This window comes from Cedecea davisae DSM 4568 (genome assembly GCF_000412335.2).
Classification (GTDB): Bacteria; Pseudomonadota; Gammaproteobacteria; order Enterobacterales; family Enterobacteriaceae; genus Cedecea; species Cedecea davisae.
In genome coordinates this window covers 2,605,310-2,619,125 of record NZ_KE161030.1, presented here as the reverse complement: position 1 = coordinate 2,619,125, position 13,816 = coordinate 2,605,310, and the positions used below count along the sequence as shown (strand labels likewise).

General features: G+C 53.6%; 14 protein-coding genes. 10 read left to right on the top strand and 4 right to left on the bottom strand.

Annotated elements, in window-relative coordinates; translation table 11 throughout:
• Positions 1–34 precede the first annotated feature (34 nt).
• Entirely contained in the window at positions 35–2,668 is a 2,634-nt protein-coding gene (locus tag HMPREF0201_RS11880) for a PqiB family protein (RefSeq protein ID WP_016536917.1), read from the bottom strand.
• Positions 2,637–3,881, bottom strand: coding sequence for a membrane integrity lipid transport subunit YebS (gene yebS / locus HMPREF0201_RS11875; protein WP_371810706.1), 1,245 nt, complete (start codon positions 3,879–3,881; stop codon positions 2,637–2,639). The genes HMPREF0201_RS11880 and yebS overlap by 32 nt, the downstream gene beginning before the upstream one ends.
• Positions 3,882–4,027: 146 nt before the next feature.
• Between yebS and HMPREF0201_RS11870 the strand changes: the two genes are divergently transcribed.
• The 4 genes from HMPREF0201_RS11870 to htpX all read left to right on the top strand — a co-directional run bounded on the left by HMPREF0201_RS11870 (position 4,028) and on the right by htpX (position 8,447).
• Positions 4,028–4,516 (top strand): GAF domain-containing protein, encoded by a 489-nt coding sequence (locus tag HMPREF0201_RS11870; RefSeq protein ID WP_016536915.1) that lies wholly within the window; start codon positions 4,028–4,030, stop codon positions 4,514–4,516.
• Between the two features lie 104 nt (positions 4,517–4,620).
• Positions 4,621–5,304 carry an RNA chaperone ProQ gene (gene proQ / locus HMPREF0201_RS11865; protein WP_016536914.1) on the top strand — a complete coding sequence of 228 codons (684 nt, stop codon included), beginning with the start codon at positions 4,621–4,623 and terminating at the stop codon, positions 5,302–5,304.
• A 20-nt stretch (positions 5,305–5,324) separates the two neighbouring features.
• Positions 5,325–7,373, top strand: coding sequence for a carboxy terminal-processing peptidase (gene prc / locus HMPREF0201_RS11860; protein WP_016536913.1), 2,049 nt, complete (start codon positions 5,325–5,327; stop codon positions 7,371–7,373).
• Between the two features lie 192 nt (positions 7,374–7,565).
• A complete protein-coding gene (gene htpX, locus HMPREF0201_RS11855; RefSeq protein ID WP_039899336.1) occupies positions 7,566–8,447 on the top strand; it encodes a protease HtpX in 882 nt (293 codons plus the stop codon).
• A 45-nt stretch (positions 8,448–8,492) separates the two neighbouring features.
• Here htpX and HMPREF0201_RS11850 read toward each other — a convergent pair whose 3' ends face one another.
• Positions 8,493–9,866, bottom strand: coding sequence for an MFS transporter (locus tag HMPREF0201_RS11850; RefSeq protein ID WP_016536911.1), 1,374 nt, complete (start codon positions 9,864–9,866; stop codon positions 8,493–8,495).
• Between the two features lie 177 nt (positions 9,867–10,043).
• Here HMPREF0201_RS11850 and kdgR point away from each other — a divergent pair, with 177 nt between their 5' ends.
• Positions 10,044–10,835 (top strand): DNA-binding transcriptional regulator KdgR, encoded by a 792-nt coding sequence (gene kdgR, locus HMPREF0201_RS11845; protein ID WP_016536910.1) that lies wholly within the window; start codon positions 10,044–10,046, stop codon positions 10,833–10,835.
• A gap of 42 nt (positions 10,836–10,877) precedes the next feature.
• Here the strand turns inward: kdgR and HMPREF0201_RS11840 are convergent, their stop codons facing one another.
• Positions 10,878–11,117 carry a YobH family protein gene (locus tag HMPREF0201_RS11840; protein WP_016536909.1) on the bottom strand — a complete coding sequence of 80 codons (240 nt, stop codon included), beginning with the start codon at positions 11,115–11,117 and terminating at the stop codon, positions 10,878–10,880.
• A 159-nt stretch (positions 11,118–11,276) separates the two neighbouring features.
• On the opposite strand from HMPREF0201_RS11840, the gene mgrB reads away from it, so the two are divergent.
• The 5 genes from mgrB (at position 11,277) to cspE (ending at position 13,685) form a co-directional block, all read left to right on the top strand.
• Positions 11,277–11,420: a PhoP/PhoQ regulatory lipoprotein MgrB gene (mgrB, locus tag HMPREF0201_RS11835; protein ID WP_016536908.1), complete on the top strand. Its 144-nt coding sequence runs from the start codon at positions 11,277–11,279 to the stop codon at positions 11,418–11,420.
• Between the two features lie 55 nt (positions 11,421–11,475).
• Positions 11,476–11,760 (top strand): YebO family protein, encoded by a 285-nt coding sequence (locus HMPREF0201_RS11830; protein WP_016536907.1) that lies wholly within the window; start codon positions 11,476–11,478, stop codon positions 11,758–11,760.
• A 16-nt stretch (positions 11,761–11,776) separates the two neighbouring features.
• The gene (locus HMPREF0201_RS11825) at positions 11,777–12,772 is read left to right on the top strand and encodes an MBL fold metallo-hydrolase (protein WP_016536906.1); all 996 of its coding nucleotides are present in this window, start codon (positions 11,777–11,779) and stop codon (positions 12,770–12,772) included.
• Positions 12,773–13,318: 546 nt separating this feature from the next.
• Positions 13,319–13,462, top strand: a complete 144-nt coding sequence (locus tag HMPREF0201_RS22535; protein ID WP_016536904.1) for a DUF2627 domain-containing protein — start codon at positions 13,319–13,321, stop codon at positions 13,460–13,462.
• A gap of 13 nt (positions 13,463–13,475) precedes the next feature.
• Positions 13,476–13,685 (top strand): transcription antiterminator/RNA stability regulator CspE, encoded by a 210-nt coding sequence (gene cspE, locus HMPREF0201_RS11820; RefSeq protein ID WP_001062678.1) that lies wholly within the window; start codon positions 13,476–13,478, stop codon positions 13,683–13,685.
• The last annotated feature ends 131 nt before the right edge of the window (positions 13,686–13,816 follow it).

The window sequence follows — 13,816 nt, the reverse complement described above, 5'->3', positions numbered from 1 at the left end:
GGAATCGCCCCGGTTGAGCACCGGGGCCTGAGGGTTAACGCGGCAGAGCGGTTCCCCACTGACGCCACTCTTTTGGCTCGCTTTCCAGCAGCAGGAAGTGTTTGCCCGGCTCGGCTTTCGGCGCCAGCGGCGTGCCCGGCGGCGTTGCAAAGGCGATACCGCCGCGAATGAACTGATTGAAGGTGCCGGTTTTCACCACGCCGCCGGTCAGGCCAAAGTCCAGACTGTAGCCAGAAGCCAGCCAGAATACCGAGCTGTCGCGGACCAGATGCTGGAAGCGCTTGCTGATGCGCAGGCCAACCATCACGCGGTCGGAGAGGTTGCCCAACGTCATTCCGGTTACCGTCCCGACTTCAATGCCGCGGAACAGAACCGGCGTGCCGATGCTCAGCGCCCCAGCTTCCGGAACTTCGACCACAATGCTCAGGCCGTCTGAATAACGGGAGTCGGTAATCGAAGCTTCCTGGAGCTCGAAGTCGCGGCGCGGGCCGCCATTGCCCGGCTCTACGTTGATGTAAGGCTGGAAAATGGTATCCAGATGGTCGACGCCTGCCGCAGAGATTTGCGGTGTCACTACCGAGAAGCGCGTACCTGCCCGGGCAAAGGTGGAAACATATTCCGGGTACAGCACTGCCTTGGCTTCAACCTCACTACGCGACTGGGTAAGATTCAGGGACTCAAGCTGGCCGATATTAATCCCCAGGTAGCGAATTGGCATGCCGGCGGAGAGTTTCCCTGCGTCAAAGGTGTGAAGCGTTATCTGGCTACCTACCGCCCGCGCGGCGGTTTCTGATGCATAAAGCACGCGTTTCTCGCCTTTCACCTGCCCGACGCTTGCGCCTGAGAGGTTATCAAAGCTGATGGCACCTTTCAGCGCACGGGAAAGCGGCGAGGCCTGAACCGTCAATCCGCTGCCGTTGAGCTGAACGCGAGCGCCGCCTTCAGCCCAGAACACGGTGTTCGGCGTTAGCAGGCTGCGATACTCGGGCTTGATGTGTACGTCGATATCGAAATTATTGGCGCGTGGGCGAATGGTAATGATTTCCCCAACCTGGAACTTACGATACAGCACCACGGAGCCGGTCTGGATGTCAGGCAGGCTGCTGGCCGTGAGGGTCAGCGTGGTGGTCGGGAGATCGCTCAGGCTGTTTTCAACCGCTTTATCAATGTTGGCAAACAGCGGATAGCTGCTTTTCATTTCACCCTTGCTGCCGGGCAGTACGCGAATACCGCCGTTGACCCACTCGCTGGCGCTGGCGCCCAGGAATTCAACGCCGTCCATACCGAGTTTGACGTCGATACGGCTGTTAACAACGAACTTGCTGTCGCCCTGTAACAGATGGCGATACTGCGGGTCGATGGCAACGGAGAAAGTGACCCCCTTCGCCGTCAGGCTGCGTTCAAGCACCTGACCAATCTGAATGCCGTGCAGAATAACCGGCTGCCCGGCGTCGATGCCGTAGCTCTCCGGCGCTGTGAGCGAGAGGGTTAACACATTCGGCTGCTGGAGCGGCGTTTTATCGCTCGGCAATACCGTGAAGTGGTCCTGCGGTTCACCTTCCCCCGGCACCAGCTCAAAGGTGCTGCCGGTAAGCAGGCTGCTGATGTTTGGATTATCGAGGGAGATTTTCGGGCTGCGTAGCTCGATACGCGTTCCGCTGCGCATCAGGCTAACCACGCCCGGGTCAACGGTCATCTCGCCGGTTACCGTGCCTTCAGGATTGAGGTTCAGTTTGGTCAGCGAGCCGACTTCCAGGCCCTGGTACATCAGCCGGGTCGAACCCGCTTTGAGGCCGCTGCCGCCCGGCAGGCCGAGTTTGATTATCACCCCGCGCTGGCTGTGGGCCAGGTCTTCATACAGACCGAACTCGTCATCGGCTTTCGCCGGGGCGGATTGCTCCGGCGAGTCGAAGGCGATAGCCCCGTTGACCAGCGCCGCCAGGCTTTCAAGCTGCACTTTCGCCCCGCCCAGGCCCACGTCTGCCTTCACGCCAGAAACGTTCCAGAAGCGGCTGCCTTTTTTCACCAGATTGGTGAAGCGGCGGTCGATAAGCACGTCGATGGTGACGCCCTGTTTGTTCTTATTGAGGGCGTAGTCATACACCCGGCCAACCGGAATTTTGCGGAAATAAACCAGCGAGCCGCTATTGAGCGAACCGAGATCCGGGGCGTGGAGATGAATCATCAGCTCGCCGTTATCCAGCCGATATTTAGGCTGGGTATCGAGCGCGGTAAAGTGATCCTGCGGTTCTCCCTTACCCGGCATCATGCCGATGTAGTTCCCGCCGACCAGCGCATCGAGGCCGGAAACGCCGGCGAGCGAAGCTTTTGGCGTCACCAACCAGAACTGAGTATCTTCACGCAGCGCGTCTTTCATGTCGCTTTTGATGCTGACCTTAACTTCGATTTTACGCAGGTCATCGCTCAGGCTAATGCTTTGTACCGTGCCGACTTCCACGCCCTGGTAGCGCACCGGCGTTCGGCCAGCGACGATGCCATCGGCGGAAATAAAGTCGATAGTAACGGTGTTGCCACGTTCCTGGTAAGTCGTCCAGATAAGCCAGCTGGCTATCAGTAACGCAATAATAGGTAACAGCCAGAAGGGTGAGATCCGGCGTTTTGTTTTAATTCGCGCCTCAGTCGGTGAAGCGTGCGTTTCCTGACTCATGTGCGTCCCAAAGTAGTCGGCTATCCAGCCATTCAACGGCAAGAATAGTTAATATAACCGCCGCGCCGAAAAACACCGCGGCGGGGCCCATCGTAAAAGCTAATAGCTGGTCACGATTAACCAGCGACATCATTAAGGCGATAACAAACAGATCGAGCATTGACCAACGGCCAATCCAGGTGACAAAGCGTAGCAGCAGCATGCGGGTTCTTAACCCCTGCTGGCATTTAAAGTGAATACTGATAAGAAGCGTAATCAATACGATAACTTTAGTAAACGGCACAAGGATACTGGCGATAAATACCACCGCAGCCACGCCGATATTACTGTGAGCTAATGACAGTATGCCCGACATAATCGTGTCTTCCTGGCGCGCCCCGTTGACGTAGATAATCGAAATAGGCAGCAGGTTGGCAGGAAGCAAGAAGACCAGAGAGGCTATCAGCGCCGCCCAAGATTTTTGTAAGCTCTGCTTGCGGCGGTGACGCATTGGAATATGGCAGCGCGGACAGCGGCCGCGGGCGTCCGGGATGCCGGTAAAATGGCAGCCGAGGCAGACGCGCAGCTGGGCGTTGAAGGCGCGGGGAGCGCGCTGGGGATAGAAGCGTTCCCAGAGCTGCTCAATATTCAGGTGGATCATGGTCAACAGGCTGAGGATCACCAGCGCGATAAAAGCGACAAGCCCCGGCCCCGGCTGGATAAACGCATATTCTTTGACTTTAATGCACGCGACGCCGATGCCCACCAGATAGATATCGAGCATCACCCACTCTTTGAGCTTATCCAGCATCAGCAGCACCGGACGCAGATTCATGCCGAGGATATTGCCAAAGCAGAGATAAGCAATCGCCGCCACCAGCGTTGCCGGAGCGCCTATTACGCAGAACAAAACGACGGCAGCGGTCAGCACATCGCCCTGGTTGGCCATTTGCCAGATCCCCTGGAACACGTTGGCATCAATGCGGGTGCCAAGTAGATAAATGCGTAAAAGCGGGTCGGAAAAGGCGACGGGCATCAGTACCAGCATGGCAATCGCCATCGCCCCGAGGCGAGTTAATGACCAGTCGCGGCCGTGGTGGACGCGAGCGTTGCAGCAGGGGCAATAGGCACTTTGTGTTGATTTGACCGGCGGCAGTGAGAAAAGGGTATCGCATTGAGGACAACGCTGATAACGTGCCTGCGGCAGAACCTGACTGATGGCGTATATTTTCATGTTGCGTCGTAAGCCGGGAGCGTTGTTATCTGAATTATTCATTTAGCCTATAGTAATTCATAAAATGATACACCTTGTGGCACAGCGCATTTAATGCTTATTTTAGTATGCTATGAAGTTGAGTAAGACAACATAACGGTTATTAAATGAACAAAGAGCAATTTTACGCGGATTTGAACCGCGATTTTAGTGCGTTAATGGCAGGAGAAACCAGTTTTCTCGCAACCCTCTCCAATACCAGTGCCTTGCTGTTTGAGCGCCTGGAAGGGGTGAACTGGGCAGGATTCTATCTTCTTGAAGCAGACACGCTGGTACTTGGCCCGTTCCAGGGCAAAATCGCCTGCGTGCGCATCCCGGTAGGTAAAGGCGTATGCGGCACCGCGGTAGCGACAGCCACCATCCAGCGTGTTGAAGACGTACATGCCTTTGACGGCCACATCGCCTGTGACGCTGCCAGTAATTCTGAAATCGTGCTGCCGCTGGCGGTAGACGGCCAGGTTATCGGCGTGCTTGATATCGACAGCACCGAGTTTGGGCGTTTTTCAGAAGAAGACGAAATCGGCTTAAAAACCCTGGTTTCTCTGCTTTCAGATGTGCTTAGCGGCACCGATTTTAAAAAATTCTTCTCCCGATAGCATGATAAGCAACGGATAACGTGGCATTTAGCGATGGCGTCATTATAATGTCGCCTGTTCATGCCTGCGGCTTATTGGCAATTCCGTTGTAATCAGGAAATTTCATGGAAAATCAACCTAAGTTGAATAGCAGTAAAGAAGTTATCGCATTTTTGGCAGAGCGTTTTCCGCACTGTTTTAGTGCTGAAGGTGAAGCACGTCCTCTGAAGATTGGTATCTTCCAGGACTTAGTCTCTCGTGTTGAAGGCGAAATGAGCCTCAGCAAAACTCAGCTTCGCTCGGCATTACGTCTTTATACCTCAAGCTGGCGTTACCTGTACGGCATCAAGGCTGGCGCGACTCGCGTAGATCTTGATGGCAACCCGTGCGGTGAGCTGGATGAGCAGCACGTAGAGCACGCTCGCCAGCAGCTTGAAGAAGCAAAAGCTCGCGTGCAGGCACAGCGCGCCGAACAGCAGGCGAAGAAGCGTGAAGCTGCCGCCGCCGCTGGCGTAACGGAAGAAGCGCCACGCCGCGAACGCAAACCGCGCCCGGCCGCTGCACCGCGTCGTAAAGAAGGTGCAGAGCGCAAACCTCGCGCAGAAAAACCGGCTCCTAAGGCAGTGCGCGAAGAGCGCCGTACGCCGGTGACCGATATTTCAGCTCTGCAGGTTGGACAGGCCATTAAAGTCAAAGCAGGCAACAACGCAATGGATGCAACCGTCCTGGAAATTACCAAAGATGGCGTCCGTGTACAGCTGACTTCTGGTATGGCAATGATCGTACGCGCAGAACACTTGCAGTTCTGAAACGGAGGCCTGACTCAGGCATGAACAAACTCTTTAAGCTTACGGCTATCGCCAGCCTGCTGTTCGTGGCAGGCAGTGCCCTGGCCCTGGACAACATCACCCGTGCTGACCAAATTCCGCAGTTAAAGGAAGAGCCTCAGCACGCGACGGTGAGCGAGCGTGTTACCTCTCGCTTCACCCGCTCGCATTATCGTCAGTTCGATCTGGACGCTAACTTCTCGGCAAAAATCTTTGACCGCTACCTGAACCTGCTCGACTACAGCCACAACGTGCTGCTGGCAAGTGACGTAGCGCAGTTTGCCGCCAGAAAGGGGCAGATTGGCGATGAGTTACGTTCCGGCAAGCTCGATGTGTTTTACGATTTATACAATCTGGGTCAGAAGCGCCGTTTTGAACGTTATCAGTACGCGCTGAAGGTGCTGGCTAAGCCGATGGACTTCACCGGCAACGACACCATAAACCTGGACCGCAGTAAGCTGCCGTGGCCAACCAGCGTTGATGAGCTGGATAAGCTCTGGGACGCAAAGGTTAAATACGACGAGTTAAGCCTGAAGCTGACGGGTAAAACCGAGCAGGAAATTCGTGAAACGCTGACCAAGCGTTATCAGTTTGCGATTCGCCGCCTGGCGCAAAGCAACAGCGAAGACGTGTTCTCGCTGGCAATGACCGCCTTTGCGCACGAAATCGACCCGCATACCAACTATCTTTCTCCGCGCAGCACCGAGCAGTTCAACACCGAAATGAGCCTTTCTCTGGAAGTGATCGGTGCCGTTCTGCAAATGGATGATGACTATACGCTGATTAACTCTATGGTTGCCGGTGGTCCGGCGGCGAAGAGCAAATCGATTACCGTGGGTGACCGCATTGTTGGCGTTGGCCAGACCGGTAAGCCGATGGTTGACGTTATCGGCTGGCGTCTGGATGACGTGGTTGCGCTTATTAAAGGCCCGAAAGGCAGCAAGGTTCGCCTTGAGATCCTGCCCGCAGGCAAAGGCACTAAAACGCGTATCGTCACGCTGACCCGCGAGCGCATCCGTCTTGAAGATCGCGCCGTGAAAATGTCTGTAAAAACCGTCGGCAAGGACAAAGTTGGGGTGCTGGATATTCCAGGCTTCTACGTTGGCCTGACGGATGACGTCAAAGTTCAGCTGCAGAAGCTGGAAAAACAGAACGTTAAGAGCGTGATAATCGATCTCCGCTCCAACGGCGGCGGGGCGCTGACTGAAGCGGTTTCGCTCTCCGGCTTGTTTATTCCGAGTGGCCCGGTGGTTCAGGTTCGCGACAACAACGGTAAAGTCCGTGAAGATAGCGATACCGACGGCGTGGTTTACTACAAAGGGCCGCTGGTGGTGCTGGTTGACCGCTTCAGCGCCTCGGCTTCGGAAATCTTTGCCGCCGCGATGCAGGATTATGGCCGTGCGCTGATTGTCGGCGAGCCGACCTTTGGCAAGGGCACCGTCCAGCAGTACCGTTCCCTGAACCGCATCTACGATCAGATGCTGCGCCCGGAATGGCCTGCGCTTGGCTCTGTTCAGTACACCATTCAGAAGTTCTACCGCATCAACGGCGGCAGTACCCAACGTAAAGGTGTTACTCCGGACATCATGATGCCTACCGGCACCGAGCAGACGGAAACCGGCGAGAAGTTTGAAGATAACGCCCTGCCGTGGGATAGCATCAATGCCGCGACCTACGTCAAGACCGGTGACTTAACGCCATTTGAGCCGGAGCTTCTGAAGCAGCATGAGGATCGCATCGCTAAAGATCCTGAGTTCCAGTACATCGTGAAGGACATTGCCCGTTTCAATGCCCTGAAAGAGAAGCGCAACATCGTTTCCCTTAATTACGCCCAGCGTGAAAAAGAGAACCTGGAAGACGATGCTACCCGCCTGGCTCGTATCAATGACCGCTATAAACGCGAAGGCAAGGCACCGCTCAAGAAACTGGACGATCTGCCTAAGGATTACCAGGAGCCCGATCCGTATCTTGATGAAACGGTTCATATCGCCATCGATCTTGCCGGTATGGAGCAGGACAGACCGGCAGAGCAGCCGGCTCCCGCGAAATAACTCCCCGATGGGCACCCGAAACGGTGCCCATTTTTTTATCTGTCTCCAGCGATGTAAGACAAATGCATACAAAATGTAAAGTTATGTATTATTAATCACTTGGCGGCTCGAGATGCTTGAAAATAGGCGGCGCGCCCCTACGATGTTGTGGAGCGCAAAGAGCGTGTTTTTAACCGAGGTAAAAAGAAAATTATGATGCGTATCGGGCTTTTCCTGTTGACCAACCTTGCGGTGATGGTCGTTTTCGGGCTGGTGCTAAGCCTGACGGGGATCCAGTCGAGCAGCGTTCAGGGTCTGATGATCATGGCGGTGCTGTTTGGCTTTGGCGGCTCATTTATTTCCCTGCTGATGTCAAAATGGATGGCATTACGTTCGGTAGGGGGGGAGGTGATTGAGCAGCCTCGTAACGAAACTGAGCGCTGGTTAGTTGAAACCGTGCGCCAGCAGTCGCAGCAGGCGGGCATCGCGATGCCGCAGGTTGCGGTTTATCACGCGCCGGATATCAATGCGTTTGCTACCGGGGCGCGCCGTAACGCCTCCCTGGTGGCGGTCAGCACGGGTCTGTTGCAGAACATGAGTCGTGACGAAGCCGAAGCGGTTATCGCCCACGAAATTAGCCACATCGCCAACGGCGACATGGTGACCATGACCCTGATTCAGGGCGTAGTGAACACCTTCGTTATCTTTATCTCTCGTATCATCGCTCAGGTGGCTTCCGGCTTCCTGTCCGGGAACAGAGATGATAACGAAAGTAGCAACGGTAACCCGATGGTCTATTTCGCTATCGCTACGGTGCTGGAGCTGGTGTTTGGTATTCTGGCCAGCATCATTACCATGTGGTTCTCACGTCACCGTGAATTCCATGCGGATGCAGGCTCTGCGAAGCTGGTAGGTCGTGAGAAGATGATTGCCGCGTTGCAGCGTCTGAAAACCAGCTATGAGCCGCAGGAAGCCAGCAGCATGATGGCGTTTTGCATCAATGGTAAGGCGAAGTCGATGAGCGAGCTGTTTATGACTCACCCGCCGCTGGACAAACGTATCGAAGCGCTGCGCAGCGGCGAATACCTGAAATAAACGAAGTCTTGAAGTAAAAAGCGTGCCCTGAGCGGCACGCTTTTTTTATGCCTGCGCGCGGGGCTGGGACATTCGTAATCCGCTGACGATGGCGGCAACGGTGGCAAAAATACCCGCCAGCACCAGCGAAGCGTGAGTGCCGCCGGTGGTAAACAGGTTGAACATAAGCGCCACCAGCGCAGCGCCGCAGCTTTGGCCGAGCAGACGCGCCGTGCCCAGCATTCCGCTGGCTCCGCCGCTGCGGTGACGAGGAGCCGAAGAGATAATAGTGTGGTTGTTAGGCGACTGGAACAGGCCAAAACCCGCCCCGCAAAGCACCATGCGCCAGATGATATCGATATCGGACGGATTATGCGGCAGCAGCGCCAGGGCGAATAATCCGCAAGCCATAACGGCCAGCCCCACGGCCCCCATCAGCCCGGCGTGGAGGCGTTCGATCAGGTAGCCCGCGAGCGGAGCCATCACCATTGTTGCCAGCGGCCACGGAGTCAGCAGCAGCCCCGTCTCCACTTCACTGCGCCCGAGGGTGGTTTGCAGGAAAAAGGGCAGAGCAACCAGGGCCAGCATTTGCGCGGCGAACGAGCATATGGATGTGCCTATCGACAGTGAAAAAATTGGGATGCGCAGCAGATCAACCGGCAGCAGCGGGAAAGGGAGTTTGAGCTGGCGGCGAATAAAGAAATAACCCACGACCGCAAGCGCGACCAGTTCGCCAATGATCAACGGGGCGGGCTGACCCTGAGAAAATCCGCTGATAGCTGAAATCAGCAGGCCAAAGGTCAGGGCATTCATTATCGCACTCGGCATATCGAAACGCTGGCCCTGAGATTTTTGCTGATTAGGCGGCAAATAGCGCAGCGCCAGAACCAGAGCCACAATACCAATCGGTACGTTAATCAAGAACAGCCACTGCCAGGAGGCAACGGAGAGGATGGCGGCGGCCACGGTCGGCCCGGCTGCGGAGGATACGGCAACAATAAACGAATTCAGACCCATGCCACGGCCAAGCTGGCGCTGGGGATAGATCAGGCGGATAAGCGCGGTATTGACGCTCATTAATGCCGCACCGCCAAAGCCCTGCAATACGCGCGCAAAGGTTAACATCGGCAGAGAGTCAGAAACCGCGCAAAATAACGACGTCAGGCAGAACAGCATCAGCCCGCATTGATAAATACGCCGGTAACCAAAGATATCGCCAAGGAAAGAGAGCGAAAGCAGGGAGACAATAATCGCAATTTGATAGGCGTTTACCACCCAGATTGATTCAGCCGGGCTGGCATTAAGATCGTGTGCAATCGTGGGCAGGGCAACGTTGGCGATAGCGCCATCCAGAACGGCCATCATGATACCCAGTGCGATGGTGAGTATTGCGCCATAGCGCTGAGGCGCAGGGATGCCGTCGGACAAGAGTTTATCCATACTATAAATTGTGCTGTCTAAATTCGTCAGGAGAGTAGTTAATTTATCATTAATCCCTTCGCGTTATGCCGCAGATTTGTAACGAATCAGCAGGCTTTGATTGCGGTGCTCGCGGGGCGACGCATATACTAAAAAGCAGTTCCGATTTTTATAAAATAAACAAGATCGAGGTGATGAATGGCGCTTGTAGACCCCGATAAGCAACCAGATTCAGTTTCTTCCGTGTTGAAAGTGTTCGGCATTTTGCAGGCCCTCGGCGAAGAGAAAGAAATGGGGATCACCGAGCTGGCTCAGCGCGTGATGATGTCCAAAAGCACCGTCTATCGCTTCCTGCAAACCATGAAATCCCTTGGCTACGTTGCCCAGGAAGATGAGTCGGAAAAATACTCTATTACCCTCAAGCTGTTCGAACTGGGCAGCAGCGCATTGCAGAATGTCGATCTTATTCGCAGCGCCGACGTGCAAATGCGAGAACTCTCCCGCCAGACCAGAGAGGCCATTCACCTTGGGGCGCTGGATGACAGCAGCATCGTCTATATTCACAAAATCGATTCGCTCTATAACCTGCGTATGTACTCCAGGGTAGGGCGACGCAACCCGCTTTATAGTACCGCGATTGGCAAAGTTCTTCTGGCCTGGCGCGAGCGGCCTGAGGTGCTTGATATTCTCAGCCCGGTGGAATATTTCCGCAGTACCGATCGCACGATTTGCAGCACTGAAGCATTATTACCGGTGCTGGATATCGTTCGCGAACAGGGCTACGGCGAAGATAATGAAGAGCAGGAGGAGGGCATTCGCTGCGTGGCGGTGCCGGTATTTGACCGTTTTGGCGTAGTGACGGCGGGTATGAGCATCTCTTTCCCAACGTTGCGCTACAGTGAAGAGCGGCTGGAGGAGTACGTTAAAATTCTTCATCAGGCCGCCGGCAGCGTCTCCCGGGAGCTGGGCTACAATCACTATCCTTTCTGAGCGTCTGGCTAAGCCGCGCGGTGCAGCGCGGCGGCTTCATTATTAGCCGTTATCAATGGGTGTATCAGTTTTGCGTAGTATCGGGCAGTCGGTTAAACCGATGATACCGCTGTCTGTGTGAATAAACTGCGCGGTAACGGTATTACGTGCGGTCAGATATTTGCACTGCAATCCAAGCCCTGCGGCATTTTCTTTGCTGCCAATGAGAACGCCATAGCCGGATAGCAATAATCCAATCCAGATCAATGCGATAACGACAACAGTACGGATAATAAAGCGCATAGATACCTCATGTATCAATCAGGAACAGTAAACATCTTACTTTGATCTATAGGCGTCACAATCTGATGATTCTGAAATAAAAAAGCAGGAATCGTTACTTATAGTTTATGTGGATGGTGTTAAATTGGCGAAATTATACGGTCAAAAGGTGGCGTAGCAGTGAGAAAGTACAGATGGGTGATTGTTTTAGTTATTGTCGTTGCCTGCCTGCTGTTATGGACTCAAATGATAAATGTGATGTGCGACCAGGATGTGCAGTTTTTCAGCGGCATTTGTACCATTAACAAATTTATCCCCTGGTAGTGATTTTTCTCTCCCTGCCTCAGGTGTAGAATGCTTTTTTTATTGAGGTGGTAAGATGAACGAATTGAGTTTTGGTGCTTTGAGTTTCATGCCGCTGGCTATCTCGCTGGTGACGCTGATTATTGGCCTTGTACTGTGGTTTTTTGTGAATCGAGCCAGCGGTCGTGCAAACGAGCAAATCGCGCTGCTCGAAGAGCTGGTTGACTTGCAAAAACGTCAAAACGCGCTGCTGCGCCGTCTGTGTGAAGCAAACGAGCCGGAGCAGGAGCAAAAGCCTGTTGCAAAAGCGCAGGAAGAAGACGTTGACGACGATTTTGTTCGTCTGGTAGCAGAGCGCTAAGCGCACCGGAGGTGGGATGAGCTGGAAAAACCCCTGGTATAATCCGCAGTTATCCCACCATCTTCCCGATGGGTTCCGCAATCCGGAGCCCTCTGTTCGCCAGCCGGGCGCCGTAAAGCGCTGGCGTCAGGAACGTAAAGCGCAGCAGCTTCCAAAACCTCCCGCTTCAGGCTACTCCGCTTTTATACAAAACTGGTGGCAACAGGTAAGCCTTAGCGGCAGCGATGACCGTGCCTGGTGGCTGGGGCATGCCAGCCTGTTATTAAGACTTAATGGCAACTATTTACTGACCGATCCCGTTTTTTCTCGCCGGGCATCGCCGCTTTCCTTCGTTGGCCCCGCCCGGCGAACCGAAGTTCCGCTAAATATTAAACAGCTACCGCAGCTGGATGTGGTCCTCATCTCCCATAATCACTACGATCATCTGGACACTAAAACCGTTCGCCAACTGGTGCGTCGTTTCCCGAACGTGCATTTCTTCGTGCCGCTCGGCCTGAAATCCTGGTTCAGCAAACGCGGAATTGAGCAGGTAACGGAGCTGGACTGGTGGCAAAGTTTTAACTGGCAAGGGATGGCTTTCACCGCCGTGCCTGCAAAGCACTGGAGTATGCGGAGTTTCTGGGACAGGAACCGCTCGCTGTGGTGCGGCTGGGTAGTGGAGCGGGGCGCGCTGCGGTTTTGGTTTAGCGGCGACTCGGGTTATACCGAATCGCTGGAGGAAATTTACCGGCGGCTTGGGCCGTTTGATATGGCGGCGTTGCCGATTGGAGCCTACGAGCCGCGCTGGTTCATGGGCGACCACCATATGGACCCGCAGCAGGCGGTGAAGCTGTGGAGATCGATGGGTAAACCGACCACGATTCCAATCCACTGGGGTGTGTTTGAATTAGCCGATGAGTCGCTGGATAAACCGCCGCAGGAATTGCGCGAAGCGCTGGAACAGGCCGGGGAAAGCCCGGAAGGCTTTTCGCCGCTGCGCATTGGTCAAAGTTTGCCCTTATTGAAGAAATAAGGATTAAATATTATTCCCCGTCATCACTATTCTATTTTGTTAAATTAAATCACCTTCCGTAATCGCGGGATAATTCATCGAAACGTTTTTATTGCCTTATCATGGGGCAATATGTCATTAAACTTTCATTATTTTGGTGCAGTATTATTAGCCGACTGCGCATGTTTTATTCCTTTGTTCAGAAAAAACACAGCGGTGAAATTGGCCCGCGTTTCGCTGTGACTTGCGTTAGGTCATTTTGTGCATAGATATGCATAAAAAATCATAAAGATATATTCTCAAAATATGATTTTGTTGGCCTGACATCTGGACGAAAAGTAAGGTTTAAGCTAAGGTTCAAAAGTTGCCAAAATTTTCTTGTAACACAGTCTGTTGCGGCAACTTTTTATGGTGAAATTTATATTCAAAAAGCGCGAGTTGATTACTTAAAGCAACCGTGTAACTTTCTGAATCTGTGCGGCAGATCGACACATGCTTAAAAATGGCTTGCCATTGTTTACGTTGTGTGTGATAACACGTTGGGTTAAACGAGGTACAGTTCTGTTTATGTGTGGCATTTTCAGTAAAGAAGTCCTGAGTAAACACGTTGTCGTTGAATACCGCTTCTCTGCCGAGCCTTATATTAGTGCCTCATGCAGTAACGTCTCTGTTTTATCTATGTTATGCCTGCGGGCGAAGAATACAATCTAAGGAATTTTGCAAAATGGCAAAGATTAAAGGTCAAGTTAAGTGGTTCAACGAGTCTAAAGGTTTTGGCTTCATTACTCCTGCAGACGGCAGCAAAGATGTATTCGTACACTTCTCTGCTATCCAGGGTAACGGCTTCAAAACTCTGGCTGAAGGCCAGAACGTTGAATTCGAAATCCAGGACGGCCAGAAAGGCCCTGCTGCAGTTAACGTGACTGCCATCTAATTCTGCTGGATTAGAGCTCAGGCGCGAATAACGCCGAATTGAGATAAAAGCCCCGCTTCGGTGGGGCTTTTTCATGCCTGTTGTTAAGCCTCTGTTTTTCAAAATATTAACAAACTGACGCATTTGTTGCC

Excerpts from the sequence above, each read along its gene's own strand:
- HMPREF0201_RS22535 (WP_016536904.1), top strand. The coding sequence starts at position 13,319 with ATGTGTGGCATTTTCAGTAAAGAAGTCCTGAGTAAACACGTTGTCGTT.
- htpX (WP_039899336.1), top strand. The coding sequence starts at position 7,566 with ATGATGCGTATCGGGCTTTTCCTGTTGACCAACCTTGCGGTGATGGTC.
- cspE (WP_001062678.1), top strand. The coding sequence starts at position 13,476 with ATGGCAAAGATTAAAGGTCAAGTTAAGTGGTTCAACGAGTCTAAAGGT.
- yebS (WP_371810706.1), bottom strand. The coding sequence starts at position 3,881 with ATGAAAATATACGCCATCAGTCAGGTTCTGCCGCAGGCACGTTATCAG.
- prc (WP_016536913.1), top strand. The coding sequence starts at position 5,325 with ATGAACAAACTCTTTAAGCTTACGGCTATCGCCAGCCTGCTGTTCGTG.
- kdgR (WP_016536910.1), top strand. The coding sequence starts at position 10,044 with ATGGCGCTTGTAGACCCCGATAAGCAACCAGATTCAGTTTCTTCCGTG.
- HMPREF0201_RS11830 (WP_016536907.1), top strand. The coding sequence starts at position 11,476 with ATGAACGAATTGAGTTTTGGTGCTTTGAGTTTCATGCCGCTGGCTATC.
- HMPREF0201_RS11825 (WP_016536906.1), top strand. The coding sequence starts at position 11,777 with ATGAGCTGGAAAAACCCCTGGTATAATCCGCAGTTATCCCACCATCTT.
- HMPREF0201_RS11850 (WP_016536911.1), bottom strand. The coding sequence starts at position 9,866 with ATGGATAAACTCTTGTCCGACGGCATCCCTGCGCCTCAGCGCTATGGC.
- HMPREF0201_RS11880 (WP_016536917.1), bottom strand. The coding sequence starts at position 2,668 with ATGAGTCAGGAAACGCACGCTTCACCGACTGAGGCGCGAATTAAAACA.
- HMPREF0201_RS11870 (WP_016536915.1), top strand. The coding sequence starts at position 4,028 with ATGAACAAAGAGCAATTTTACGCGGATTTGAACCGCGATTTTAGTGCG.
- HMPREF0201_RS11840 (WP_016536909.1), bottom strand. The coding sequence starts at position 11,117 with ATGCGCTTTATTATCCGTACTGTTGTCGTTATCGCATTGATCTGGATT.
- proQ (WP_016536914.1), top strand. The coding sequence starts at position 4,621 with ATGGAAAATCAACCTAAGTTGAATAGCAGTAAAGAAGTTATCGCATTT.